Annotated in this window: 23 protein-coding genes and 1 tRNA gene; 15 read left to right on the forward strand and 9 right to left on the reverse strand. The window is 60.6% G+C overall.

Annotation, left to right across the window (positions count from 1 at the left end; all coding sequences use genetic code 11):
• Positions 1-90: 90 nt before the first annotated feature.
• Positions 91-166, reverse strand: a tRNA-Asn gene (locus tag ACM62Q_RS05120).
• A gap of 74 nt (positions 167-240) precedes the next feature.
• On the opposite strand from ACM62Q_RS05120, the gene ACM62Q_RS05125 reads away from it, so the two are divergent.
• Positions 241-1920 (forward strand): AsmA-like C-terminal region-containing protein, encoded by a 1680-nt coding sequence (locus ACM62Q_RS05125; RefSeq protein WP_415034235.1) that lies wholly within the window; start codon positions 241-243, stop codon positions 1918-1920.
• Between the two features lie 138 nt (positions 1921-2058).
• Here the strand turns inward: ACM62Q_RS05125 and ACM62Q_RS05130 are convergent, their stop codons facing one another.
• Positions 2059-3264, reverse strand: a complete 1206-nt coding sequence (locus ACM62Q_RS05130; protein WP_415034237.1) for an aromatic amino acid transaminase — start codon at positions 3262-3264, stop codon at positions 2059-2061.
• Positions 3265-3365: 101 nt separating this feature from the next.
• Here ACM62Q_RS05130 and uvrB point away from each other — a divergent pair, with 101 nt between their 5' ends.
• Both uvrB and ACM62Q_RS05140 read left to right on the forward strand, forming a co-directional pair.
• Positions 3366-5453 carry an excinuclease ABC subunit UvrB gene (gene uvrB / locus ACM62Q_RS05135; protein WP_415034239.1) on the forward strand — a complete coding sequence of 696 codons (2088 nt, stop codon included), beginning with the start codon at positions 3366-3368 and terminating at the stop codon, positions 5451-5453.
• Positions 5450-5932, forward strand: coding sequence for a low molecular weight protein-tyrosine-phosphatase (locus ACM62Q_RS05140; protein WP_415034241.1), 483 nt, complete (start codon positions 5450-5452; stop codon positions 5930-5932). The genes uvrB and ACM62Q_RS05140 overlap by 4 nt, the downstream gene beginning before the upstream one ends.
• Positions 5933-6166: 234 nt before the next feature.
• Here ACM62Q_RS05140 and ACM62Q_RS05145 read toward each other — a convergent pair whose 3' ends face one another.
• Positions 6167-8992: an Rne/Rng family ribonuclease gene (locus tag ACM62Q_RS05145; protein ID WP_415034243.1), complete on the reverse strand. Its 2826-nt coding sequence runs from the start codon at positions 8990-8992 to the stop codon at positions 6167-6169.
• Positions 8993-9395: 403 nt separating this feature from the next.
• On the opposite strand from ACM62Q_RS05145, the gene ACM62Q_RS05150 reads away from it, so the two are divergent.
• The 3 genes from ACM62Q_RS05150 (at position 9396) to ACM62Q_RS05160 (ending at position 12116) form a co-directional block, all read left to right on the forward strand.
• Positions 9396-10406 carry an RluA family pseudouridine synthase gene (locus tag ACM62Q_RS05150; protein ID WP_415034245.1) on the forward strand — a complete coding sequence of 337 codons (1011 nt, stop codon included), beginning with the start codon at positions 9396-9398 and terminating at the stop codon, positions 10404-10406.
• On the forward strand, positions 10403-11053 hold the full coding sequence (locus ACM62Q_RS05155) for an HAD family hydrolase (protein WP_415034247.1): 651 nt from the start codon (positions 10403-10405) through the stop codon (positions 11051-11053). Before ACM62Q_RS05150 ends, ACM62Q_RS05155 begins: the two co-directional genes overlap by 4 nt.
• 103 nt (positions 11054-11156) lie before the next feature.
• On the forward strand, positions 11157-12116 hold the full coding sequence (locus tag ACM62Q_RS05160; protein WP_415034249.1) for a S49 family peptidase: 960 nt from the start codon (positions 11157-11159) through the stop codon (positions 12114-12116).
• Here ACM62Q_RS05160 and ACM62Q_RS05165 read toward each other — a convergent pair.
• Together ACM62Q_RS05165 and ACM62Q_RS05170 are read right to left on the reverse strand one after the other, a co-directional pair.
• Positions 12113-12820, reverse strand: a complete 708-nt coding sequence (locus tag ACM62Q_RS05165; protein WP_415034251.1) for an SAM-dependent methyltransferase — start codon at positions 12818-12820, stop codon at positions 12113-12115. The two genes, ACM62Q_RS05160 and ACM62Q_RS05165, sit on opposite strands and share 4 nt — an antisense overlap.
• 8 nt (positions 12821-12828) lie before the next feature.
• Positions 12829-13422 (reverse strand): Maf family nucleotide pyrophosphatase, encoded by a 594-nt coding sequence (locus ACM62Q_RS05170; protein WP_415034253.1) that lies wholly within the window; start codon positions 13420-13422, stop codon positions 12829-12831.
• 77 nt (positions 13423-13499) lie between these two features.
• On the opposite strand from ACM62Q_RS05170, the gene ACM62Q_RS05175 reads away from it, so the two are divergent.
• The 9 genes from ACM62Q_RS05175 to ACM62Q_RS05215 all read left to right on the forward strand — a co-directional run bounded on the left by ACM62Q_RS05175 (position 13500) and on the right by ACM62Q_RS05215 (position 20030).
• The gene (locus tag ACM62Q_RS05175) at positions 13500-13988 is read left to right on the forward strand and encodes a YceD family protein (protein ID WP_415034255.1); all 489 of its coding nucleotides are present in this window, start codon (positions 13500-13502) and stop codon (positions 13986-13988) included.
• A gap of 18 nt (positions 13989-14006) precedes the next feature.
• Positions 14007-14186, forward strand: a complete 180-nt coding sequence (rpmF, locus tag ACM62Q_RS05180; RefSeq protein WP_415034257.1) for a 50S ribosomal protein L32 — start codon at positions 14007-14009, stop codon at positions 14184-14186.
• Positions 14187-14239: 53 nt separating this feature from the next.
• Positions 14240-15256: a phosphate acyltransferase PlsX gene (gene plsX / locus ACM62Q_RS05185; RefSeq protein ID WP_415034259.1), complete on the forward strand. Its 1017-nt coding sequence runs from the start codon at positions 14240-14242 to the stop codon at positions 15254-15256.
• A 1-nt stretch (position 15257) separates the two neighbouring features.
• Positions 15258-16217: a beta-ketoacyl-ACP synthase III gene (locus ACM62Q_RS05190; protein WP_415034261.1), complete on the forward strand. Its 960-nt coding sequence runs from the start codon at positions 15258-15260 to the stop codon at positions 16215-16217.
• Between the two features lie 18 nt (positions 16218-16235).
• Positions 16236-17162 (forward strand): ACP S-malonyltransferase, encoded by a 927-nt coding sequence (gene fabD / locus ACM62Q_RS05195; protein WP_415034263.1) that lies wholly within the window; start codon positions 16236-16238, stop codon positions 17160-17162.
• Positions 17163-17165: 3 nt separating this feature from the next.
• A complete protein-coding gene (fabG, locus tag ACM62Q_RS05200) occupies positions 17166-17906 on the forward strand; it encodes a 3-oxoacyl-ACP reductase FabG (RefSeq protein ID WP_415034265.1) in 741 nt (246 codons plus the stop codon).
• A 72-nt stretch (positions 17907-17978) separates the two neighbouring features.
• Complete coding sequence (gene acpP / locus ACM62Q_RS05205) at positions 17979-18215, forward strand: acyl carrier protein (RefSeq protein WP_027458475.1); 237 nt, start codon at positions 17979-17981, stop codon at positions 18213-18215.
• A 99-nt stretch (positions 18216-18314) separates the two neighbouring features.
• Positions 18315-19550 (forward strand): beta-ketoacyl-ACP synthase II, encoded by a 1236-nt coding sequence (fabF, locus tag ACM62Q_RS05210; protein ID WP_415034267.1) that lies wholly within the window; start codon positions 18315-18317, stop codon positions 19548-19550.
• A gap of 27 nt (positions 19551-19577) precedes the next feature.
• Positions 19578-20030 (forward strand): protein YgfX, encoded by a 453-nt coding sequence (locus ACM62Q_RS05215; protein WP_415034269.1) that lies wholly within the window; start codon positions 19578-19580, stop codon positions 20028-20030.
• On the opposite strand, the gene nadB is transcribed toward ACM62Q_RS05215, so the two are convergent.
• From nadB to ACM62Q_RS05235, 4 genes are all read right to left on the reverse strand, one after another.
• Positions 20005-21588 (reverse strand): L-aspartate oxidase, encoded by a 1584-nt coding sequence (gene nadB, locus ACM62Q_RS05220; protein ID WP_415034283.1) that lies wholly within the window; start codon positions 21586-21588, stop codon positions 20005-20007. The two genes, ACM62Q_RS05215 and nadB, sit on opposite strands and share 26 nt — an antisense overlap.
• 105 nt (positions 21589-21693) lie before the next feature.
• Complete coding sequence (locus ACM62Q_RS05225) at positions 21694-22035, reverse strand: hypothetical protein (RefSeq protein WP_415034271.1); 342 nt, start codon at positions 22033-22035, stop codon at positions 21694-21696.
• Positions 22036-22043: 8 nt separating this feature from the next.
• The gene (locus tag ACM62Q_RS05230) at positions 22044-22466 is read right to left on the reverse strand and encodes a DNA polymerase III subunit chi (protein ID WP_415034273.1); all 423 of its coding nucleotides are present in this window, start codon (positions 22464-22466) and stop codon (positions 22044-22046) included.
• On the reverse strand, positions 22463-23953 hold the full coding sequence (locus ACM62Q_RS05235) for a leucyl aminopeptidase (RefSeq protein WP_415034275.1): 1491 nt from the start codon (positions 23951-23953) through the stop codon (positions 22463-22465). The genes ACM62Q_RS05230 and ACM62Q_RS05235 overlap by 4 nt, the downstream gene beginning before the upstream one ends.
• Positions 23954-24081: the final 128 nt, after the last annotated feature.

Genomic DNA, 24081 nt, shown 5'->3' on the forward strand with positions numbered 1-24081 from the left:
TTTTCTGCACTGCGGCGGTTGGATCGACCGGACGGCGGGCCAGAAAAGCAAAAAGCCCACAAGAATGTGGGCTTTTTGCTTGAATTTCTTTGGCTCCCCGACCTGGGCTCGAACCAGGGACCTACGGATTAACAGTCCGGCGCTCTACCGACTGAGCTATCGGGGAATAGAAAGATGGCATTATAGTAGTAGAATGGACAAAAGTCAAGGCCAGTTGTGGGTTTCGAGGGAAGGTGAACGATGGTTTCAGCACGAGTTTATGCAAAAACGCCGGCTGGCGATGAGGCCGTTCGGCAGAGTACGCGTGTGGTGCAGCGTAATTTGCGCCTGGTGTTGGTGCAGATCGACGGCAAGCTCAGTGTCGAGGAGTTGACGGCCAAAATCGGCAATGCCCGGTTGGTGGAAGGGGCAATCAGCGAGCTGGAGCGCGGCGGTTATATCGTCCCGCTAGCCGAGGCAGCCGCCGCATGGGCGGTGGGTTTGCCGCCGGAGACGCCGGAGCGGCATTCGGCGTTGTCGCAGTTTTCTACCTTTGGCACCCGTGAGTCGCCGCGCATTACGCACGATGAGCCTGGGCCAGTCAGCGTATTTTCGGCTTTTGGCAAACCCGTGTTGGCGGCCAGCCAGCGAACTGCCCAGGCGGTAAAACAGGAGCGCCAGCAGGATGCGGAGGATGTTTTTGATGCGCCCCGCCGTTTGCGTTTACTGCCTTGGCTGGTGGGAGGTGTGCTGGCGCTGATCGTGGGGGCGCTGCTGCTGGTGTTTTTCTATCCTTACGACAGGCATCGTGCCGAGCTGGAAAAAACGGCGAGCGAGCTGTTGCAGACGCCGGTGACGATCGGTGCGATCATTTTTGTTGCCCTGCCTCGTCCGCACCTTGAATTACACGATCTGCGCCTGGGCGGCCCGGAGGGGGCAGCGTCCCAGCTTGGGCGGATTGGACGTTTGGATTTACCGCCGCCGTGGCAGTTGTGGGCCTCGGGGCGGGCGCAGCTTGGCCACATGGAAGCGTCGCAGGTCAGTTGGTCGCTGCCGGCCTTGTTGATGCAACCCGGTGTGGCCAGCGCGAGTGACTTGGCTTTGCCGGCCTTGCACGAGATCAAGCTGAACCATGTGCAGCTGATGGCCGCGCCGCAGCTGGTGTTTGCCGAATTCAATGGGATTTTGAGCTATGCACAGGGGCGTTTTGTGCGTGGGCGTTTGGAGAACCAGGATAAATCCTTGGCGCTCGAGATCAATCCAGCCCCTGGGCAGCTTGCGCTACGCATCGAAGGTCGGGCCTGGCAGCCGCCCGCGTTGCCGCTGCGCTTTGGCGCGCTCGATGCAAAAGCAACCCTCGATGTGCAAGGCTTGCAGGTGCGTGAGATTGAGGCCAGTATTTTCGGCGGTCTGCTGCAGGGTGAGTGGAGCTTGGGTTGGAACGAACAGGGGCTGGCCATGCGCGGCGATTTGCAGCTGGCAAGAGTAGATTTGCAGCAATTGAGCAGCAGTGTTTTGCCAAAATTCAAATGGGCTGGCGTGCTGGAAGGGCCCTTGCGTCTTAACGGCAGCGGCAGCGATTGGGCCGCTTTATGGTCGGGCGTGAATCTGGACATGCAGGCAACGGTTTTGCGCGGCACCCTGTTTGGCATCGATCTTGGCGAGGCCGGGCGGCGTGGTCCGGGCAGCGTGGTGCGTGCCGGCAATACGCGCTTTGATCGACTGGCCGCACGGGTGCAGGCGGATGCACGCGGCATCGGCTTGCACGATTTGCATCTCGATGCCGGGGCGATGCGCGCCAGCGGGGCTTTGCGCCATACGCCAGACGGGCAGATCGAGGGGCGGCTGACAGTCGATGTGCGCTCTTCGGTGGCGGCCTTGCGTGTGCCGGTGCGCGTCAGCGGCATGCTGCCCAACCCGGAAGTGGTGATCGAGCGCTGAAATTTGCAGGCTTATTCGTTTCGAGTTTGCTCAAGCCCATCAACCGGCTTGATCGAAAGGCTTCAAACGGCAGGCAAGCGGAGTGATACCCAAGAAAAAGGCCGCATTCAGCGGCCTTTTCCTTGGCGTGGCCAATAGTCAGCGGATGACATTGGCGATTGCCTGGGCAACATAACCGATGTTTTTGCTGTTGAGCGCGGCAAGGCAGATGCGACCGGTGGAAACGGCGTAGATGCCGAATTCTTCTTTCAGGCGCTCGACCTGCGCAGCGGAAAGGCCGGTGTAGGAGAACATGCCGCGTTGCTGCGTGACGAAGGAAAAATCCTGCGCGCAGCCGGTGGCCTTGATCGCGTCCACCAGGCCGCTGCGCATGGCGCGGATGCGCTCGCGCATGGCGGCGAGTTCGCCTTCCCACTGGGCGCGCAATTCGGGCGAGGTCAGCACATTGGCCACCAACACGGCACCGTGGGTGTGCGGATTGGAGTAATTGGTACGGATGACGCGCTTCACCTGCGACAGCACGCGGGCCGATTCTTCCTTGCTGGCGGTGACAATGGACAGCGCGCCGACACGCTCGCCGTAGAGCGAGAAGTTCTTGGAGAAGGAGCTGGAGGCGAAGAACTGCAGGCCGGAAGCGGAGAAAGCGCGAATGGCCACGGCGTCGGCATCGATGCCGTCGGCAAAGCCCTGGTAGGCCATGTCGAGGAAAGGCACCAAACCGCGCGCCTGGCAGATTTCGACGACTTCCGCCCACTGCGCGTCGGACAGGTCGGCACCGGTTGGGTTATGGCAGCAGGCGTGCAGCAGCACGATGGCGCCAGGAGCCATTTTGTTGAGATCGGCCTTCATGCCGGCGAAGTTCACGCCACGGGTGGCGGCATCGTAATAGGCGTAATCCTCGACGATGAAACCCGCAGATTCAAACAGCGCGCGGTGGTTTTCCCAGGACGGGTTGCTGATATAGACCTTGGCGTCCGGGTTCAGGCGTTTCAGGTAATCGGCACCGATTTTCAGCGCGCCAGTGCCGCCAATGGCCTGGGCGGTGATGACGCGGCCGGCGGCAAGCAGTTCGGAATCCTTGCCGAACAGCAGATTTTGTACTGCGCTGTTATAGGCAGGAACGCCTTCGATCGGTTGATAACCGCGCGGCAGGGCGGCTTTGACGCGGGCGTCTTCGGCGGCCTTGACGGCGGCCAGCAGGGGGATTTTCCCGTTGTCGTCGAAATACACGCCGACACCAAGATTGACTTTGATATCGCGTGCATCGGCGTTAAAGGCTTCGTTCAGCCCCAAAATGGGGTCGCGCGGGGCAAGTTCCACCGCCGCAAAGATCGAAGAGGACATGACTGACTCCGTGGATAATGGGAAGATAAATGTGCGGCGGCCGTCGGGGTCGCCGGAATGCTGCGGGCCTGTTGGCGCGGCAGAAAACGTAAAATACTAACATGAGCGCATCGACCGACAGCACGCCCGTGCTGACTTTTTCCGGCAGCCCCTACCGTTTGCACCAGCCTTTTCCGCCCGCTGGCGACCAGCCGGCGGCCATTGCGCAACTGGTCGAAGGGGTGGGCGACGGCCTTTCTTTTCAGACTTTGCTCGGCGTGACCGGCTCCGGCAAGACCTACACCATGGCCAACGTCATCGCCCGCAGCGGCCGCCCGGCGCTGGTGCTGGCCCCAAACAAGACGCTGGCGGCGCAGTTGTATTCGGAGTTCAAGGAGTTCTTCCCGGAAAACGCCGTCGAGTATTTCGTTTCCTACTACGACTATTACCAGCCGGAAGCCTATGTGCCGTCGCGCGATCTGTTTATCGAGAAGGACAGTTCGATCAATGACCACATCGAGCAGATGCGCCTGTCCGCCACCAAGAGCCTGATCGAGCGGCGCGATGTGGTGATCGTGGCGACGGTGTCGTGCATCTACGGCATTGGCGACCGCGACGAATACCACAACATGATCCTTACCATGCGGGTGGGTGATCGCATGGATCAGCGCGATATCCTCAAGCGCCTGACGGACATGCAGTACGAGCGCAACGAAATCGACTTTCAGCGCGGCACTTTCCGGGTGCGCGGCGATGTGATCGATATTTTTCCGGCAGAAAACGCCGAGCACGCGCTGCGTGTGGCCTTGTTCGACGACGAAATCGAAGGCTTGCAGTTTTTTGATCCCTTGACCGGCCAGCTTTTGCATAAAGCCTTGCGCTTTACCGTTTTTCCGGCGTCGCACTACGTCACGCCACGCGCCACGGTCTTGAAGGCCATCGAAACCATCAAGGCCGAGTTGCGCGAGCGCATCGCGTTTTTCAGCGCCAATCAGAAACTGGTCGAAGCGCAGCGCATCGAGCAGCGCACCCGTTTCGATCTGGAAATGCTGGATCAGATCGGTTTTTGCAAGGGCATCGAAAACTATTCCCGGCATTTTTCTGGACGCCAGGCGGGCGAGCCGCCGCCCACCCTGATCGACTACCTGCCGCGCGATGCGCTGATGTTCATCGACGAATCGCACGTCACCATCGGCCAGGTCGGCGGCATGTACAAGGGCGACCGCTCGCGCAAGGAAAACCTGGTCGACTATGGCTTTCGCCTGCCTTCCGCGCTTGACAACCGGCCCCTGCAATTCAATGAGTTCGAGACGCATATGCGGCAGACCATCTTCGTTTCGGCGACGCCCGCCGATTACGAAGCACAGCACGCTGGGCAGGTGGTGGAGCAATTGGTGCGCCCGACCGGCTTGGTGGACCCGGACATCATCGTTCGTCCGGCGGGAACGCAGGTTGATGATTTGCTTGGTGAAATCAAGTTGCGGGTGGCGCAGCAAGAGCGAGTGCTGGTCACCACGCTGACCAAGCGCATGGCCGAGGATTTGACGGATTTTCTTTCGGAGCATGGTGTACGCGTGCGCTATCTGCACTCGGACATCGACACCGTCGAGCGGGTGGAAATCATCCGCGATCTGCGTCTGGGCGAATTCGACGTGCTGGTCGGTATCAACCTCTTGCGCGAAGGTCTGGATATTCCGGAAGTTTCCTTGGTGACGATACTGGATGCGGATAAGGAAGGTTTTTTGCGTTCCGAGCGTTCGCTGATTCAGACGATTGGCCGGGCGGCGCGGCATATTCACGGCACGGCCATTTTGTATGCTGACAAGATGACGCAGTCGATGCAAAAAGCCATCGACGAAACCGCGCGGCGGCGGGAAAAACAACTTGCCTTCAATGCCCAGCATGGCATCGTGGCGCGCAGCGTGGCGAAAAAAATCAAGGACATCATTGACGGCGTTTATGACGCAGGCCCGGCACAAAACACGCTGAAAGTAGCGCAAGAGCGGGAAAATTATGCGACGATGAGCGAAAAGGCCGTGGCAAAAGAGATCAAGCGGCTGGAAAAAGAGATGCTCGACTGCGCGAAAAACCTCGAATTCGAAAAAGCGGCAGCAGCACGCGACAGCTTGTTCCGTCTGCGTGAACAGGTTTTTGGCGCAGCGCAGCACGATATTTCAGGAGAACACGCGATTGGAGGAAAACAACAATGACAATTCGCGTTTTGCTGGTTTGTATGGGCAATATCTGCCGCTCACCCACGGCAGAAGCCGTTTTACGGCATTGTGTGCGGCAGGCCGGTATCGGTGAGTGGGTAGAGATCGATTCGGCGGGGACGCACGGTTATCACGTTGGCGAAGCACCAGATCCGCGCACCCAGCGTGCGGCGGCGGCGCGTGGTTATGATTTGTCGCAGTTGCGCGCGCGCAAGGTGGCGTACCAGGATCTCGATTATTTCGATCTGATTCTGGCCATGGATAAAAACAACTGCGACAACCTGCAGCGCATGGCGACACCAGCACAACAGGAAAAAATCCACCTGTTCATGGAATACGCCAAAAACTTCGACGACCACGAAGTGCCGGACCCCTATTACGGCCTCGGCCACGGGTTTGATCTGGTACTCGATATGGTCGAGGACGCTGCGCAGGGCTTGGTTATCGTGCTCAAGAAACAGCTGAAAAACACCTGAGAACGCGGCGGCGCGGAAGGTTTGCGCGGTGTTCTCGTTTTTCGCCCTGTAACGCAGCATTGTTCCGCTGCGGCGGTTTGGCCGGAGGGCAAACCCCTGGCAAATTTTGTCATGACGAGAGGCCGCAAAACAGGCCGCAAGGCCGGTAGCGTATCGCTTGCTTGGCGCGCGGCGTAAAAAAACCGGGAAGTGGAAGGCTTCCCGGTTTTTGCAGGCAAGGCGTTTTGCTTGCGCTTATTTTTGCGTTTCGATCATCACCATGGCTTCCTCTTGCGCCGGGGCTGCCTTGGCTTTGCGCGGCCGTCCCAGCTTTTTCGGCGGCTCGGCGACGGCGCTGTGGGTGGCTGCGGTCGTGGTTTGCACCATGACCAGGCCGCTGTCGGCAAGCGCTGCGTCAAGATCGAGCTTGGTTGTCGGGGTGTCGCTTGCCGCGGCAAGGCTGGGCGCGATTTCGGGTGCGATTTCGGGCGCGCTCGGTGGCGTGACGATTTCCGCCGGGGTTTCTGGCGCAGCCTCCGGCAGGACTGCTGCCGGGGGGGTAAAGCTTGACGGCGGCGTGTCGGCGGTGGGCGCTGCGACAGTCTCGCTGGCGAGATCGGCGGCGAGGACCGGGGCTGGTGTTACCGGAGCTGCTGTTACGGCAGGCGCGGCGATTTCAGCCGGTAGCGCAGCGGTTTCGGAGGTGCCTGCTTCTGTTGCCAGAGTGCTGTTTTCTGGCGCAACGGCAGTGCTCACGACCGGCTGGTCGAGGGCGACGAGGGCGGTGGGCAGCGGTGTGGTCAGCTGGAATTTGGCGGCGGTGGTTTCTGCCGCGGTTTCGAGCGCGCTGTCTGCCTCCTTGCTCGCTGTGCTGCTCTCGAGCTTGTCGATCGGCGTTTCAACATCGCGAGACTCTGGGCGTTCGCCCCGGTTGCGGCCGCCGCGACGGCCTCGGCGACGGGAATTACCTTGCTCGTCGTTGTTGACGCCCGTGGTGTTCTCGCCAGGGGCAGGAGTATTGTCGTTGGCAACGGGCAGGGCAGCGACTTCCGTTTGTGGCTTGTTCTCTGCCGGAGTGCGTTCGCGCCGTTCGCGCCGCTTGCGTTCCGGACGTTCGCTATTGCCCGTGCTGGCGGTGGTTTGCGGCGCAGCGAGGTTTTCCTCGGCGACCGGTTTGGGGTTGCGCTCGTTGTTGCGTCCGCTTTGGCGCTCATTGCGCTCGCCGTTACGTTCGCTGTTTTCCTCGTTGCGGCCATTGCGGTTATTGCGCCCATTACGACGGTTGCCTTGGCGCTCATTACGTTCGCCATTACGAGCGTTGCGCGGTTTTTGCGCCGGGGTGACGGGCTCGGTCGGGGCGGGGGCAGCAGCGCCACCGGCGAACAGAGATTTCAGCCAGCCGAGCAGGCCGCCCTGGCTGGGGCTTGCCGGTACGGGCAGCGCCGCCGGTTTTTCAGCGACCAGCGGGGCCGGTTGCGCCGGGGTGATGCCTTTGACGGCGGCTTCCTGGCGCGGTTTTTGTTTTTCTGCCGGGTTGCTGCTGCGCGTGTCTTCTTCGGCAGGTTGGTCGACCATCTTGTACGAGGGGGCACGTTCGTCCTCGCTGTTGAGATCCTCGTGGCGCAGACGGGTGATCTGGTGGGCCGGCGTTTCCAGGTAGATGTTGGGGATCAACAAAATGTTGACCTTGTGGCGCAATTCGATGGTTTGAATGTCGGCGCGTTTCTCGTTGAGCAGGAAGGTGGCGACGTCGACCGGCACCTGCACATGCACGGCACCGGTGTTTTCTTTCATCGCCTCTTCTTCGAGGATGCGCAGGATATGTAGCGCCGCCGATTCGGTGGAGCGGATGTGGCCGGTGCCGGAGCAGCGCGGGCAGGCGATGTAGCTGGTTTCAGCGAGCGCCGGGCGCAGCCGCTGGCGCGATAGCTCCATCAGGCCGAAGCGGCTGATTTTGCCCATCTGGACGCGGGCGCGGTCAAAGCGCAGGGCGTCGCGCAGGCGGTTTTCGACTTCGCGCTGGGCCTTGCTGCTTTCCATGTCGATGAAGTCGATGACGATCAGGCCGCCCAGGTCGCGCAGGCGCAGCTGGCGGGCCAGTTCGTCGGCGGCTTCGAGGTTGGTTTTGAGCGCGGTTTCTTCGATGTCGGCGCCTTTGGTGGCGCGCCCGGAGTTGACGTCGACGGCGACTAGCGCCTCGGTGTGGTCGATGACGATGGCACCGCCGGAAGGCAGGTTGACCTGGCGGGCGAAGGCGGTTTCGATCTGGTGTTCGATCTGGAAGCGCGAGAAAAGCGGCACGTCGTCGCGATAGCGTTTGACGCGATTGACGTTGCCCGGCATCACCGTGCCCATGAAGGCGCGCGCCTGCTCGTAGACGTCGTCGGTGTCGATGAGGATTTCGCCGATATCCGGCTGGAAGTAATCGCGAATGGCGCGGATGACCAGCGAGCTTTCCAGGTAGATGAGGAAAGCACCGGAATGCTCCTTGGCCGCGCCTTCGATGGCCGTCCACAGCTGCATCAGGTAGTTCAGATCCCATTGCAGTTCTTCGGCCTGGCGGCCAATGGCGGCGGTGCGCGCGATCAAGCTCATGCCTTGCGGCACTTCGAGCTGATCCATGGCTTCGCGCAACTCGGTGCGCTCGTCGCCATCGACCCGGCGCGAGACGCCGCCGCCGCGCGGATTGTTCGGCATTAACACGAGGTAACGCCCGGCCAGCGAAACATAGGTGGTGAGCGCCGCACCCTTGTTGCCGCGCTCGTCTTTATCGACCTGGACGATGAGCTCCTGACCTTCCTTGAGCGCTTCGTTGATCTTGGCGCGGCTGGGCTCGACGCCGGGCTGGAAATAGCTGCGGGAAATTTCCTTGAAGGGCAGAAAACCGTGGCGGTCCGCGCCGTAATCGACGAAACAGGCTTCCAGCGACGGCTCTATGCGGGTGATAACCCCTTTGTAGATGTTGCTTTTGCGTTGTTCCTTGGCGGCGGATTCAATGTCGAGGTCAATCAGTTTTTGACCATCGACAATGGCGACACGGAGTTCTTCCGCCTGTGTCGCATTGAAGAGCATGCGTTTCATTGTAATGGGGCTCCAGCCTACCGGAGCACGGCGAAACGCCCATGCAGGCAGCGACAGGTTCAGTGATCGGGTTGCGTCATAGAGATGGAAGGCAAGGCGATGATGAGTGTGCTGATCGTTAAATGGCCGCGCGGTTTTGAGAGGGCGTGGCTTGAAATTCCTGCAACGGACGATCCGTGCGTGCTTGTGGCAAGCTAATCTATTACCATCGCTACTTTGGGTGAGCGAACTTAACCCGATGTTTGTCGTGGTTTGCCCCGCGCCATTCGCACGGGAGAGAATTCGTGGCCTGCCACGCGGTGTCTGCCTCCGGGGAAGTTCCCCTACGAGCACGCTGCGCATGGTCTGATGGTTTGGCATCCCTTCAAACAACGACGTAAAACCCGCGCAGTATATTAGAAAAATGAACCCAATAGGAAACAATTCGGTCACTTATCTGACACTCGACGAGGATGCCGTCGGCCAGCGGTTGGATAATTTTTTGTTTCGCCACTGCAAGGGCGTGCCCAAGAGTCATGTGTATCGCATCTTGCGCAGCGGCGAAGTGCGCGTCAATAAAGGGCGGGTCGATGCCACTTACCGCTTGCAAGCGGGCGATGTCTTGCGGCTGCCGCCGCTGCGTCTGGCACAGCGGCCGGTGGCGGAAATCACGGCGGCAGCGAAAGTGCGAGTCGACCTGCCCGTGCTGTACGAGGACGACGCCTTGCTGGTGATCAACAAACCGGAAGGAGTTGCCGTGCATGGCGGCAGCGGGGTCAGTTTCGGGGTGATCGAAGCCTTGCGTGAACAGCGGCCGCAGGCAAAATTTCTGGAACTGGCGCACCGGCTCGACCGGGAAACCTCCGGTATTTTGTTGGTCGGCAAGAAACGCTCTGCCCTGACCGCCTTGCACGACATGTTTCGTGAGCACGGCAAGGGAGCGGACAAGCGCTATCTGGTGCTCGTCAAAGGGCGCTGGATGAATGGCGTGCAGCAGGTCAAATTGCCGCTTCATAAATATTTGCTGGAAAACGGTGAGCGGCGGGTGCGTGTGGATGCATCGGGCAAGCCGGCGCATACGGTATTTCGGCTACTGGCGCGCTGGCCAGGCTGCAGTCTTTTGGAAGCGCAGTTGAAAACCGGGCGTACGCATCAGATCCGCGTGCATCTGGCGCACCTGGGCTTTCCTATTCTGGGCGATGAAAAATACGGTGATTTTGCCTTGAACAAACAGTTGGCCGCGCAAGGTTTGAAGCGCATGGGCCTGCACGCCTGGCGCATGGCCTTCAAGCATCCGATAAACGGCGAATCCTTGGAATGTCGTGCGCCGCTGCCCGCCAATTTGCGCACCTATGTGGCGCAGGCCGATGCGCAAATGGCGCGCGAATTTTCAGCAGAAAACTGCGCAGCAATCCTGGAGTACGCAGACAAATGAAATACGAATTGGTGGTTTTTGACTGGGACGGCACTTTGCTCGATTCCACCGGTGCCATTGTGCGCGCCATTCAGGCCGCGTGCGCCGATCTCGAGTTGCCGGTACCCAGCCGCGCCCAGGCCAGCCATGTGATTGGTCTGGGGCTGGGCGATGCCATGCGCCATGCGGTGCCGGATCTGGCAGCAGAAAATTATCAAGACATGATCGAGCGTTATCGCTTCCATTATTTGTCCGCTGACCACGAGTTGCGTTTGTTCGAAGGGGTGCCGCAGATGTTGGCGCGCCTGCAAAATGCTGGGCATATTCTCGCCGTGGCGACGGGGAAAAGCCGCGTCGGGCTGGAGCGTGCGCTCGATCATTCGGGCTTGCGCACATTTTTTTCCGCCTCGCGTTGCGCCGATGAGTGTCACTCCAAGCCGCACCCGCAGATGCTGGAAGAATTGCTGGCTGAGTTTGGTATGGCTGAAACCGCCGCCGTGATGATTGGAGACACTTCGCACGATCTCTTGATGGCCAAAAATGCCGGGGTCGATGCCCTCGCCGTTAGCTATGGCGCACATCCGGCGGTGCAGTTGCACGCTCATGCGCCGCGCGCCTGTGTGCAGGATGTGGCGGAACTCGATGCCTGGTTGCGCGTCAACGGCTGAGTTGACCGGCGCTTGTTGCATGATCTGTGCGCTGCAACAAATGCGCCGCAAATAATGGCATGATGCGCGCTTCTCATTTGATCTACAGATGCAGGATATTTCAATGGATAAGCCTTCCCACCCAGATAGCGACCCGTCCTGGGAGCGGAAAACTCTGGAAAAACTCGCTTTTTCCGCTTTGAGCGAGCAGCGCGCCAAGCGCCGTTGGGGGATTTTTTTCAAGCTGCTGGGTTTTGTTTACGTCAGTTTCATCCTGTTTGCCCTGGTCGATTGGGATGCCGCCAAGGTGGCGGACAAGCACGTCGCCTTAGTGCAATTGCGCGGCGTGATTGCGCCGCAGTCGGAAGCCAGCGCGGAAAACCTCGTGGCGTCGCTGAACTCCGCCTTCGAAGCGCCCAATTCGCAAGCCGTGATTTTGCGTATCAACAGCCCCGGCGGCAGCCCGGTGCAGGCGGGAATGGTCAATGACGAAATCCGCCGTCTGCGTGCCAAATATCCGGACAAGCCCTTGTATGCCGTGGTTGAGGATATTTGCGCCTCCGGCGGTTACTACATCGCCGCAGCGGCGGATCAGATTTACGTCGATAAAGCCAGCATCATTGGCTCCATCGGTGTACTCATGGACGGGTTCGGTTTTTCCGGGACGATGGAAAAACTGGGCGTCGAGCGGCGTTTGCTGACGGCGGGCGAAAACAAGGGTTTTCTTGATCCTTTCTCGCCGCAGGTCGAAGGGCAAACGGCGCACGCCAAGGCGCTGCTGGCCAATATCCATGCGCAATTTGTCCAGGTGGTGCGCGAAGGTCGGGGCAAGCGCTTGAAAGAAGACGAGCAGACCTTCTCCGGATTGATGTGGACCGGCGAACAAAGCCTCGCTCTGGGGCTGGCTGATGCACTTGGTTCGGTCGATAGCGTGGCGCGCGAGGTAGTGAAAAACGAGGAGTTGCTCGACTACACTGTCAAGGAAAACCTCGCTGAGCGCTTTGCCAAACGCTTTGGCGCGGGCGCGATGGACAGCTTGTGGCAGGGGCTGAGCAGTCGTATGGCGGGGTTTACGCTGTACTAAGCGAGCAGTAGAAAAACCGTCGGACGCCGCTCGAGATCGGGCGGCGTTTGTTTTTTCCAGGCGGCGATTGTCTGCGTGCGGATAGTTTCACTGGGCAAGCTTAAATCGCTAGCGACACAAAGCCGGGTCGTGGGCTGGCAGTGTTTCAGAAAAGCCGCGAAGAGGGCGGTGTTGCGATACGGAGTTTCGATGCACAGTTGCGTCTGGCGCTTGTGTCGCGATTCTTTTTCCAGTTCGCGCAAAGCGCTGGAACGTTCGGCTTCTTTTGCCGGCAGATAGCCGTGAAAGGCGAAGCGCTGGCCGTCCAGGCCGCTGCCCATGAGGGCGAGCAGCAAGGCGGAAGGGCCGATCAAAGGTAGGATCCGGATGTTTTTTTCTTGCGCCAGCGCGACCAGCGCCGCCCCCGGGTCGGCCACCGCCGGGCAGCCGGCTTCCGAGAGCAGGCCGACATCTTCGCCGGCGAGGAGGGGGGCGAGCAAGGGGGCAATGTCAGAGGGGCGGCTGTGCTCGTTGAGCTCGTTTAACTGTAATTCCTGTAAAGGAAGCGCCGTGCCCGCCGCTTTCAGAAAGGCGCGCGCGCTCTTGGCGTTTTCCACGACGAAGTGGCGCAGTGGGTGAAGTGCGGCCAGCGTTTGCGGTGCCAGTACGGCTTGCGGCGCGCCGGGGCCAAGCGGCACCGGGATGAGATAAAGGGTGCCGGTCATCGCTGTGCTCAGGTGAGGGGATCGAGGCCGGCGCTGCGCAGCATGCGGCACAAAGCGATCAGCGGCAGTCCGATCAAGGCGTTGGGGTCGTCGCCGCGGATGCGCTCCAGCAGCGCAATCCCCAGGCCCTCGGATTTGGCGGAACCGGCGCAGTTGCAGGCCTCTTCGCGGCTCAGATAGTGTGCAATGTCGCGCTCACTGAGTGCGCGAAAAACGACCTGGGTCGGCACGCCCTCGATCTGGCAGTGGTCGTTGCGACTGTCGTATAGGCACAGTGCGGTGTAGAAGGTAACGCTTTGCCCGGACAGTTCGCGCAGCTGCGCCGTGGCGCGTGCCAGATCGCCGGGCTTGCCGTAGATTTTGCCCTGAGCGACGGCGACTTGATCGCTGCCGATGATGAGCGCCCCGGGGTGGGCGGCGGCCACAGCGCGGGCCTTGGCTTCGGCCAGGCGTAAGGCAAGGGCTTCTGCTGCCTCGTTGGGTAAGGGGCTTTCGTCGGTGTGCGGATTGGCGACGGTGAACGGCAGCCCGAGACGGGCGAGCAGCTCGCGGCGATAGGGAGAGGTGGAGGCGAGAACGAGCGGTACGTGCGGTGCGGACATGGCGTGTGCTGGGTTTTTCTTTGACTTGGTGAGCCGAAAATAATATCATCCGCCGTTTAAGTCGCAACAGATTCAAATTGAAAAGGATCAACGACGCCTTTCTCTTTGCCCGTGAAGCTCGCGTTCTTCAAGGAACGACGGCGGTTTCCGGTTTGGAGCGCCTGCATGATCTGCTGGCGGAAGTGTCGGGTGAGCTCAGTTGGCAACTGGAAGGTCGGCGCGGTGCGCGCGGGGAGTTCCTCTTGCATTTGACGGTGGAGGGGGTGATTCCTCTGGCTTGTCAGCGCTGTCTGGGTGCCATTCCTTTTCAAGTGGAAGTCGATAACCTGCTGGAGTTGGTGCCAGTCGATGCCGAGCTTTCCCAAGATGAACTGGAAGACGACAGCCGGGATTTTCTCCCGCTGGAAAAGGAATTGGATGTGGTGGAACTGGTGGAGGACGAAATTCTTCTCTCCCTGCCGGTGGCACCGCGCCACGAACACTGTGTTTTGCCTGGTACCGCCGAGGCGGGTGAGCGGATCAATCCGTTTGCTGCGCTGGCCGGTTTCAAGGGTAAGCCCAACTGATTTTTTTGGAGTAAGAAAATGGCCGTTCAACAGAACAAGAAATCCCCGTCCAAGCGTGGCATGCACCGCGCGCACGATTTTTTGAGCGCTGCGCCGATCGCGATCGAGCAAACCACCGGTGAAACGCATTTGCGTCACCACGTGTCGCCGAGCGGTTTTTACCGTGGCAAGAAAGTCATGAAGGGCAAGGGCGAGTAAAGCATTGAGGTGGGGGCAGGGCTTCTTGCGAAGCGCCTGCCCTTTCTTTTGCCATGACAACCCGCATCGCCATTGATTGCATGGGGGGGGACCACGGACCGTCGGTGACGGTGCCGGCGGCGCTCCGTTTTCTCAAGGATAATCCGGCGGTTGAGCTCATCCTGGTCGGTCAGGAGGCTTTGGTGCGCCCTTTGCTGCAAGGCGAGGAGGCGAACAGCCGCTGGCGTCTACAGCATGCCTCAGAGGTCATTGGCATGGATGAGGCACCGGCGCAGGCGCTGCGCAGTAAAAAAGACGCATCGATGCGCGTTGCGCTCAATCTCGTCAAGGCCGGCGAGGCCGACGCCTGTGTCTCGGCCGGCAATACCGGGGCCTTGATGGCAATTTCCCGTTTCGTGCTGAAAATGTTGCCGGGTATCGACCGCCCGGCGCTTTGCCCGATTTTGCCAACGGCTGACGGCGGGCATGTGCATATGCTCGATCTTGGGGCCAACGTCGATTGTTCGGCGCAAGATTTGCTGCAATTCGGTGTGATGGGGGCGATGCTGGCCTCCGCCGTCGATCAGCTGGAGCGCCCGCGTGTCGGGCTGCTCAATATCGGTTCGGAGGACATCAAGGGGAACGAGGTGGTGAAGGAAGCCGCGCAGTTGCTCAAGGCGTCCGGACTGAATTTCGTCGGCAACGTCGAAGGCGACGGCATCTATCGCCACGAAGCCGATGTCATTGTTTGCGATGGTTTCGTGGGCAATGTGGCGCTGAAATCCTCGGAAGGGGTGGCGCACATGTTGGCCAGCTTGCTGAAAAGCGAGTTTTCCCGAAATTGGCTGACCAGGGCCGTCGCCATACTGGCTTTGCCCGTGCTCAAGCGTTTCAAGCAGCGGCTCGATCCGCGCCGTTACAACGGCGCAGTGCTCTTGGGTTTGAAAGGCATTTCTGTAAAAAGCCACGGTTCGGCCGATATTTTATCTTTCTACCAAGCCCTGGCCCGCGCCCGCGATGCAGCGCAAAACCGGGTGGTCGAGCGGATCGCCGAGCAAATGGCGCATTTGCCGGCGGCGGAGGTTTCCTAATATGTATGCACGGATTATCGGCACCGGCAGTTATCTGCCCGGGGAGGCGGTGAGCAACGCGGCGCTGGCCGCGCGCGGCATCGAAACGTCGGATGAGTGGATTACGACACGCACCGGCATCCGTAGCCGTCATTTGGCCGCGCCCGGCACTACCGCCAGTCAGCTCGGCCTGGAAGCGGCGCGGCGCGCCCTTGAGATGGCCGGAGTCGATGCGGAACAGCTTGATCTGATCATCGTTGCCACCTCGACACCGGATTTTATTTTCCCCAGTACGGCGTGTTTGATTCAGGCGCAGCTCAATAATCGCGGGGCAACCGCTTTTGACGTGCAGGCGGTATGTGCCGGCTTTGCTTACGCGCTGGGGATTGCCGAAAAATTTATCCGTTCGGGTAGCCATAAAAAAGCCCTGGTGATCGGCGCGGAAGTCTTTTCGCGCATCCTCGACTGGCAGGATCGCGGCACCTGCGTATTGTTCGGTGACGGTGCCGGCGCGGTCGTCCTCGCGGCCTCCGAAACCCCCGGCATTCTGGCCAGTGCCATGCACGCCGATGGACGTTACGCCGGCATCCTCAACGTGCCAGGGCAGGTCTGCGGCGGCCAGGTGACGGGCGACCCTTTTCTGCGCATGGACGGACAGGCGGTGTTCAAATTTGCCGTGCGCGTACTGGCGGAAGTGGCCGAGGAAGTGTGCGCCGCAGCCGGTGTGGCAACGTCGGCGATTGATTGGCTGATTCCGCACCAGGCTAATTTGCGCATCATCGATGCGACCGGCAAAAAACTCGGCATTGCGCCGGAAAAAGTTGTCGTTACGGTCGACCGCCACGGCAATACCTCGGCCGCGTCAGTGCCGCTGGCGCTGGATGAAGCGGTGCGTGACGGACGCATCCAGCGCGGTCAGAAGGTGCTGCTCGAAGGGATAGGCGGCGGTTTTGCCTGGGGCGCTGCCCTGCTTGAATTCTGATTACAGGAGATGCCCGAGATGTCTTTCGCGTTCGTTTTTCCCGGCCAAGGCTCACAGAGTGTCGGCATGATGGCCGCTTACGGCGATGCCGCCGTGGTGCGCGCCACTTTTGACGAAGCTTCCTCCGCGCTCGGCGACGATCTGTGGGCGATGGTCGCCGACGGCCCGGCCGAATTGCTGACGCAAACCGTCAACACCCAGCCGGTCATGCTCACCGCCGGCATCGCCGCCTGGCGCTTGTGGCTGGAAAAAGGCGGTCGCCTACCGGCCGTGGTGGCAGGACACAGCCTGGGCGAGTACTCGGCGCTGGTTGCAGCCAGCGTCATCGACTTCAAGGATGCCGTACCGCTGGTGCGCCTGCGCGCCGCCGCCATGCAGGAGGCGGTGCCGCTCGGCACCGGGGCGATGGCCGCCGTGCTTGGCCTGGACGATGCCGGTATCGTTGCCGCCTGTGCCGAATCGGCGCAGGGTGAAGTGGTCGAGCCGGTCAACTTCAACGCCAACGGTCAGACCGTGATTGCTGGCCACAAGGCCGCCGTCGAGCGCGCCATGGTCGCCTGCAAGGAACGCGGTGCGAAAATGGCGAAGGCGCTGCCGGTCTCGGCCCCCTTCCATTCTTCGCTGATCCGCCCGGCCGCCGATAAACTGGCGGCGCGGTTGGCAGAACTGGATTTCAAAGCGCCGCGGATTCCGGTCATCAACAACGTCGACGTGGCGATTGAAAACGATCCGGCGCGTATCAAGGACGCCTTGGTTCGCCAGGCCTATAAACCGGTGCGTTGGGTGGAAACCATCCAGAAAATGGCCGCCATGGGCGTGACGACGGTGGCCGAATGCGGCCCGGGCAAGGTGCTGGCCGGTTTGACCAAGCGCTGCGCCGAGGGCGTGGCCGGTGTGGCACTCGCCGATGCGGCAGCCATTGACGCTAATCTGACGCTGGAGTGAGCCATGCTGAACGATAAAATTGCCCTCGTGACCGGTGCCACCCGTGGTATCGGCCGTGCCATTGCGCTCGAATTGGGCCGCCAGGGCGCAACCGTGGTCGGTACAGCGACCAGTGAAAACGGCGCGGCGCAAATCAGTGCTTATCTTGCTGAAGCTGGTGTGCGAGGCAAAGGTGTGGTGCTCAATGTGACCGATACGGCACAAACCGATACGCTGCTCGCCGATATTGCCAAGGAGTTTGGCGCGATCGGTATCTTGGTCAATAACGCCGGCATCACCCGCGATAATCTTTCCTTGCGCATGCACGATGACGAATGGGACGCGGTGATCGATACCAATCTGAAAGCGGTATTTCGTCTGTCGCGCGGCGTCATGCGCGGCATGATGAAGCTGCGCTTTGGCCGCATCGTCAATATTTCTTCGGTCGTCGGCTATTCCGGCAATGCCGGGCAGGCCAACTATTGCGCCGCGAAGGCCGGTGTTGCCGGTTTGACCCGTTCTTTGGCGCGCGAGCTGGGCAGCCGCAACATTACGGTGAATTGCGTCGCCCCTGGTTTCATTGCCACCGACATGACGCAGGCGCTGAGCGAAGAGCAGCGCGCCGCCATGCTGGCCACGATTCCGCTGGCCCGTGCCGGGACGCCGGAAGATGTCGCCGGTGCCGTCGGTTTTCTCGTTTCAGCCGCTGCCGCTTACGTCACGGGTACCACCGTGCATGTGAATGGCGGCATGTTTATGGATTGATTACACCGGGCTTGGCTTTTGGTAGAATCAACACGTTTTTTTTCGAACCCCCGAGGGGAAGGAGTTTTTTGCATGGATAACATCGTAGAGCGCGTCAAGAAGATCGTCGCCGAACAACTGGGCGTGAACGAAGCGGACATCAAGAATGAGTCCTCTTTTGTAGACGATCTGGGCGCGGATTCGCTGGACACCGTTGAGCTGGTCATGGCCCTGGAAGAGGAATTCGAGTGTGAAATTCCGGACGACCAGGCTGAGAAGATCACGACGGTTCAGCAAGCTGTCGATTACATCCTCGCCAATAAGAAGTAATTCCTTGCCGGCCTGGCCGGTGATGAAGCATTTCTACTGGATTTAACCTGACGAGGCCGGCCCGCAAGGCCGGCCTTGCTATTTTATGCGGAGCGCACCTTGGCACGTCGCAGAGTTGTTATTACGGGCCTCGGCCTGATTTCCCCGGTCGGTAATTCGGTCGCCGAAGGCTGGCAGAACATCATTGCCGGGGTGTCCGGCATTGCCCCGGTTACCCGTTTCGATACTTCGACTTTTCCCGTGCAGTTTGCCGGCGAGGTGAAGAATTTCGACATCACGCAATACATTTCCGCCAAAGACGCTCGCCGCATGGATACCTTCATCCATTATGGCCTGGCCGCTGGTATGCAGGCGGTGCGCGATGCGGGCTTGGATCAAGCGGGCGCGGCCGACCCGGAGCGGGTGGGCGTAGCGATCGGTTCCGGGATTGGCGGTTTGCCGCTGATCGAAGCCACCAAGGAAGAATACGCCGCCGCCGGCGTGCGCAAGGTGTCGCCCTTCTTCGTGCCGGGTTCGATCATCAACATGATTTCCGGCAATCTGTCGATCGAGTACGGCTTCAAAGGGCCGAATCTGTCCATCGTCACGGCGTGTACGACCGGCACCCATTCGATCGGGGAGGCGGCGCGCATCATCGAGTACGGCGATGCCGACGTAATGGTCGCGGGTGGCGCGGAATCGACGGTGTCGCCGCTCGGCATGGGCGGCTTCTGCGCGGCGCGTGCATTGTCTACACGTAACGACGATCCGGCCACGGCCAGCCGTCCCTGGGACAAAGACCGCGATGGTTTCGTGCTCGGCGAAGGTGCGGGCGTATTGGTGCTGGAAGAATACGAACATGCCAAGGCGCGGGGTGCGAAAATCTACGCCGAAGTCGCCGGCTACGGCATGAGCGCCGATGCTTACCACATCACCGCGCCGAATATGGACGGCCCGCGCCGCTCCATGGTCAATGCGCTGAAAAATGCCGGTGTCACGCCAGCCGATGTACAGTACGTCAATGCGCACGGCACCTCGACTCCCCTGGGCGACAAGAACGAATCGGATGCCATCAAGGCGGCTTTTGGTGATGCGGCGCAGAAAATCGTCGTCAATTCGACCAAGTCAATGACCGGCCACCTGTTGGGCGGTGCTGGCGGGGTGGAGTCCTTGTTTACTGTGTTGGCGATTCACCACCAGATTTCGCCGCCGACGATCAATATCTTCAATCAGGATCCGGAGTGCGATCTGGATTACTGCGCCAATGCCGCGCGCCCGATGCAAATCGATATTGCGCTGAAGAACAACTTCGGCTTTGGCGGCACCAACGGCTCGCTGGTTTTCAAGCGGGTTTGAGTCAGGTCTAAATCCAACGAGCCAAGCGTGCAGCCGCCCCAATATTTCCGGCTGCACCCTTCGCGTTGGCAGCGCCGTCTGCTGGTGTTGCTGTTGGTGTTGTCAGGCGCTCTGCTGCTCGCTTATCCGGCGCATGTCTTGCTGCGTCTGGTGGCACTTGTGGCGCTGGTTCTGTGGGGGTGTAGGCTGCTCCGGCGCGCCGCCCGGGGAAATGCCCGGGAAACTCTCACGCTGGAAATTACGGATGCGGGGGGTTTCGCGCTGCAATGCGCCGCCGGCGGCGATTTTCTGGCGGCCCGTTGTTTGCCGGCGCTCACGGTGCATCCTTGGTTGACGGTGCTGCGCCTGGAGTTGCTGGTAAGTCGTCAGCGGGTAAGCCTTGTGCTTACGCCGGACAGATTGAGCGCCGAGGAATTTCGCCGTTTGCGCGTCCTGCTGCGCTGGCGACGCGAACTCAGCGTTTCGGGCGGGGCGGCTTGAGCACCGTGCTGCGGGCTTTTTCCAGTAATTCAGGATAGTCGCGGGAATAGTGCAGGCCGCGACTTTCCTTGCGCAGCAAGGCACAGCGTATGATGAGTTCAGCCGTCAAGACGAGATTGCGCAATTCGATCAAATCGTGGCTGACACGAAAATGCGCGTAAAACTCCTGAATTTCGCTACGCAAAAGATGTACGCGGTGTAGCGCACGTTGCAGGCGTTTCGTGGTGCGCACGATGCCCACATAATTCCACATGGCGCGCCGTAGTTCGTCCCAGTTGTGCGCAATCACCACCTCCTCGTCGGCATCGGTGACGCGGCTGGCATCCCATTCGGGCACTTTGGGCAGCGGCGCGGTAGGCTGCGCCAGCATGTCATTGACGGCAGCCTCGGCAAATACCAGACATTCGAGCAGGGAGTTCGAGGCCAGCCGATTGGCACCGTGCAGGCCGGTGCAAGAGGTTTCGCCGGCGACATAGAGCCCGGCGACATCGGTACGTCCATTGAGGTCGCAGACGACGCCGCCGCAGGTGTAGTGGGCGGCGGGTACCACCGGGATCGGCTCGCGGGTGATGTCGATGCCCAGCTCCAGGCAGCGGGCGTGAATGTTGGGAAAATGCTCGCGGACGAAAGTTTCGCCCTTGTGCGAAATGTCAAGATAAACGCAGTCCAGGCCGTGTTTTTTGATTTCAAAGTCGATGGCACGGGCGACGATGTCGCGCGGCGCAAGTTCGGCGCGCGCATCGTGTTCGGGCATGAAGCGGCTGCCGTCGGGGCGCTTCAGCAGGCCGCCTTCGCCGCGTACGGCCTCGGAAATGAGAAAGGATTTGGCCTCGGGGTGATAGAGGCAGGTCGGGTGAAACTGGATGAATTCCATGTTCGACACGCGGCAGCCGGCGCGCCAGGCCATGGCGATGCCGTCGCCGGTGGAAGTGTCGGGATTGGTGGTAAAGAGATAAACTTTGCCTGCCCCGCCGGTGCCGAGCAGGGTGTTGGGCGCGACAAAAGTGCGCACTTCGCCGCTCTTGTCATCGAGCACATAAGCCCCGTAACAGCGGTTGTCTTCGGCATGGCCGAGATGTTTTCCGGTAATTAAATCAACGGCGATGTGATCTTCAAAAATTTCGATATTGGGGTGCGTGCGCACTTTGGCCGTCAAGGTTTTCTGCACGGCGGCGCCCGTGGCATCGGCCACGTGAATGACGCGGCGGGCGCTGTGGCCGCCTTCGCGGGTCAGGTGGTAGCCGGTATCGTCTTTGGTGAACGGTACGCCCTGGTCGATCAACCAATGAATGGCGCGGCGGCCGTTTTCGACGACGAAGCAGGTGGCTTTGGCATCATTGAGCCAGGCACCGGCAACAAAGGTGTCGTGGATATGGGCGTCGATGGAATCTTGCGTGTCGAGCACTGCGGCGATGCCGCCTTGCGCCCAGCCCGAGGCCGAATCTTCCAGTTTGCGTTTGCTGATGAGCGCTACCCGGCGCTGGTCAGCGAGTCGTAATGCCGCAGTTTGGCCGGCGAGGCCGCTGCCGATGATGAGTACATCAAAGTTGAGCACGATGCTTCTCGGGGGGAAATCCGGGCGCGCAATATAGCACGCGCGTCAGGGAGCTGTGGCAATGTTTCGTAGGTGCCGTTCAGTCGGCGTTGTTTACCTCTGCGCTGTTTACTCTGTAATGGCGGCAGATGGCAGCACCGTAACTTGCTGTGCCATGACCTCGGCGACGGCGCGCTCAATCAAGGCCGGCAGGGCGGCGTGCAGTTGTTTTTCGAGCGCTTGCGCCAAGTCTGCCGCAAATTTTGTTGGGTCATGCGCGCTTTGCGTCTGCGGGGGCGATAAAAGGGATGGGGGGGGCGTGTCCACCTGCAGCAGGATGGGAATGTTGTCTTCTTCGTCGAAGGCGTCGGTGAGCAGTGGAAAGTCTTCTACGACTTCGTGGCTGGCGGATTGGCCGGGGCTGTGCCGCTGCATCAAGGCATCGGCGCGGGCGAGAATGGGGCTGGGCATGGCGGAAGTCAGCGCTGGCTGAGGTCGAAAAACTGGATGGCGCAGTTATCGGCACGGTAGTGCTGCACGCGTGCGCGCGCCGCAAGCCGGTCGTCTTCGGCGCGGCTGACGACTTCGACCAAGGTGGTGAAACGTTGGTAGGCTGGGGGAATGTCGCGCGAAAGATTCATCAGTCGTTCTGTCTGTGCCACCTGATCGAGTTGGGCCGCGATCAGTATGGGGGTTTCAGCGGCAAGCGGCGAATCGGCCCGGCAATGCGGAATGAAGCTAGCAGCCTCCGTGCTCCACAGGGCGCGATCCAGGGAATTCGCCAAATTGGGGTCCGGGGCGTAGATCAGCAGCGGGTTACGCTTTTTCCAGACACCCTTGACCAGCGCGCAGGCTGCCGCGAGGGCATCGCTTGCGTCGTAATAGAAAAAAACCGTGGTCACGCCTCGCTCTCGCTGTAATGCAGCAGATAGTGACTGAGTAGAGGCACTGGGCGGCCGGTCGCGCCTTTGTCCTTGCCGGAATTCCAGGCGGTGCCGGCAATGTCGAGGTGAGCCCAGGGGTATTTTTCGGTGAATCGGGCGAGGAAACAGGCTGCCGTAATGGCCCCGCCCCAGCGCCCGCCGATGTTGGCCATGTCGGCGAACGGGCTTTTCAGCAAATCCTGATAATCGTCCCACAAAGGCAGCTGCCAGGCGCGGTCGTGGCATTCTTCGCCCGCCCGCAACAGCGCCCGAGCCAGATTGGGTTTGCTGGAAAAAAGGCCGGTGGCGATATGGCCGAGTGCCACCACGCAAGCCCCGGTGAGGGTGGCGACGTCGATGACCACTGCCGGCTTGAAGCGTTCGGCGTAGGTCAGCGCATCGCAGAGAATGAGGCGACCTTCGGCGTCGGTGTTGAGAATCTCGATGCTCTTGCCGGCAAGCGAGCTGACGATGTCGCCGGGGCGGGTGGCGTTGCCGTCGGGCATGTTTTCTGCCGCTGGCACGATGACGGTGAGATTGATCGGCAAGGCCATGCTGGCCGCCGCCTTGAGCGTGCCCAGTACGCTGGCGGCACCGCTCATGTCGTACTTCATTTCATCCATGTCAGCCCCGGGCTTGAGCGAGATGCCGCCGGAGTCGAAAGTGATGCCTTTGCCGACGAGCACGACCGGCGCGGCCTCTTTTTTGCCGCCGCGATAATGCAGCACGATCAGCCGTGGCGCCTGGGCGGAACCGCGGGCAACGGCGAGCAGGGCGTGCATGCCGAGTTTGGCCATGGCCTCGGTTTCGAGAATCTCGCAGGAAAGCCCGTAGTCATCGGCCAGTTTGCGTGCGGTGTCGGCCAGATAAGCCGGGTGGCAGACATTGCCCGGCAGATTGGCCAGATCGCGGCTGAAAGCGCAGCCTTGGCCGATGGCAATACCTTCGCGCAAGCCTTGTTCGGCTGCGGCGATTTCGCTGCGTCGGGCGATCATCAAGGTGAGTTTGCGCAGGTTGACCGGCGTTTTTTCCGATTTGAACTGCTCGAAACGGTAAGCTGCTTGCAAGGCAGTGCACGCCGTTTGGCGCAGCTGCCAGGCGATATCGTGGCCACTGACCTGGGTTTCGCTGAGAAACAGGGCGGCATCGCTGCAGTGTGTCGCCGCCAGCGTGCTGACCGCCAGACGAATGGCGCTGATGTAGGCAGCGGCGTTAAAGGTTTTGGCTTTACCCAAGCCAACCAGCAAAACGCGCTCGCACAGGCTGCCCGGCAGGTTGTGCAGAAGCAGCGTGGTGCCGGCTTTGCCGGTCATGTCGCCACGGCGCAGAATGTCGCTCAAGGCACCGTTGGAGGCTTTGTCCAGTAACTCGGCGGGTAAGGAAAGCTGGCGCTGCTCGAACACGCCGACGATGACGCAGCCGCACCGCTGCTTTTCCGGGCTACCGCTTTTTATGCTAAATTCCACGCGCTGCTCCTGTGTACTAGGGCCGATCAGAGTTTCGGCCGCGGGCGGCCGATTATCCACGCATTCTTAAAGTTTCGTCAAAGCATGATCTACGAGCGCGCCGCGCGGCGTGAATTTGCCCAGGCGGC

The sequence above is a fragment of the Azonexus sp. genome, assembly GCF_047638095.1.
Taxonomy (GTDB): Bacteria; Pseudomonadota; Gammaproteobacteria; order Burkholderiales; family Rhodocyclaceae; genus Azonexus.

Bases quoted from the DNA above. Each gene is read 5' to 3' on its own strand.
- ACM62Q_RS05125 (WP_415034235.1), top strand. From the start codon at position 241: ATGGTTTCAGCACGAGTTTATGCAAAAACGCCGGCTGGCGATGAGGCC.
- ACM62Q_RS05130 (WP_415034237.1), bottom strand. From the start codon at position 3,264: ATGTCCTCTTCGATCTTTGCGGCGGTGGAACTTGCCCCGCGCGACCCC.
- uvrB (WP_415034239.1), top strand. From the start codon at position 3,366: ATGAGCGCATCGACCGACAGCACGCCCGTGCTGACTTTTTCCGGCAGC.
- ACM62Q_RS05140 (WP_415034241.1), top strand. From the start codon at position 5,450: ATGACAATTCGCGTTTTGCTGGTTTGTATGGGCAATATCTGCCGCTCA.
- ACM62Q_RS05145 (WP_415034243.1), bottom strand. From the start codon at position 8,992: ATGAAACGCATGCTCTTCAATGCGACACAGGCGGAAGAACTCCGTGTC.
- ACM62Q_RS05150 (WP_415034245.1), top strand. From the start codon at position 9,396: ATGAACCCAATAGGAAACAATTCGGTCACTTATCTGACACTCGACGAG.
- ACM62Q_RS05155 (WP_415034247.1), top strand. From the start codon at position 10,403: ATGAAATACGAATTGGTGGTTTTTGACTGGGACGGCACTTTGCTCGAT.
- ACM62Q_RS05160 (WP_415034249.1), top strand. From the start codon at position 11,157: ATGGATAAGCCTTCCCACCCAGATAGCGACCCGTCCTGGGAGCGGAAA.
- ACM62Q_RS05165 (WP_415034251.1), bottom strand. From the start codon at position 12,820: ATGACCGGCACCCTTTATCTCATCCCGGTGCCGCTTGGCCCCGGCGCG.
- ACM62Q_RS05170 (WP_415034253.1), bottom strand. From the start codon at position 13,422: ATGTCCGCACCGCACGTACCGCTCGTTCTCGCCTCCACCTCTCCCTAT.
- rpmF (WP_415034257.1), top strand. From the start codon at position 14,007: ATGGCCGTTCAACAGAACAAGAAATCCCCGTCCAAGCGTGGCATGCAC.
- plsX (WP_415034259.1), top strand. From the start codon at position 14,240: ATGACAACCCGCATCGCCATTGATTGCATGGGGGGGGACCACGGACCG.
- ACM62Q_RS05190 (WP_415034261.1), top strand. From the start codon at position 15,258: ATGTATGCACGGATTATCGGCACCGGCAGTTATCTGCCCGGGGAGGCG.
- fabD (WP_415034263.1), top strand. From the start codon at position 16,236: ATGTCTTTCGCGTTCGTTTTTCCCGGCCAAGGCTCACAGAGTGTCGGC.
- fabG (WP_415034265.1), top strand. From the start codon at position 17,166: ATGCTGAACGATAAAATTGCCCTCGTGACCGGTGCCACCCGTGGTATC.
- acpP (WP_027458475.1), top strand. From the start codon at position 17,979: ATGGATAACATCGTAGAGCGCGTCAAGAAGATCGTCGCCGAACAACTG.
- ACM62Q_RS05225 (WP_415034271.1), bottom strand. From the start codon at position 22,035: ATGCCCAGCCCCATTCTCGCCCGCGCCGATGCCTTGATGCAGCGGCAC.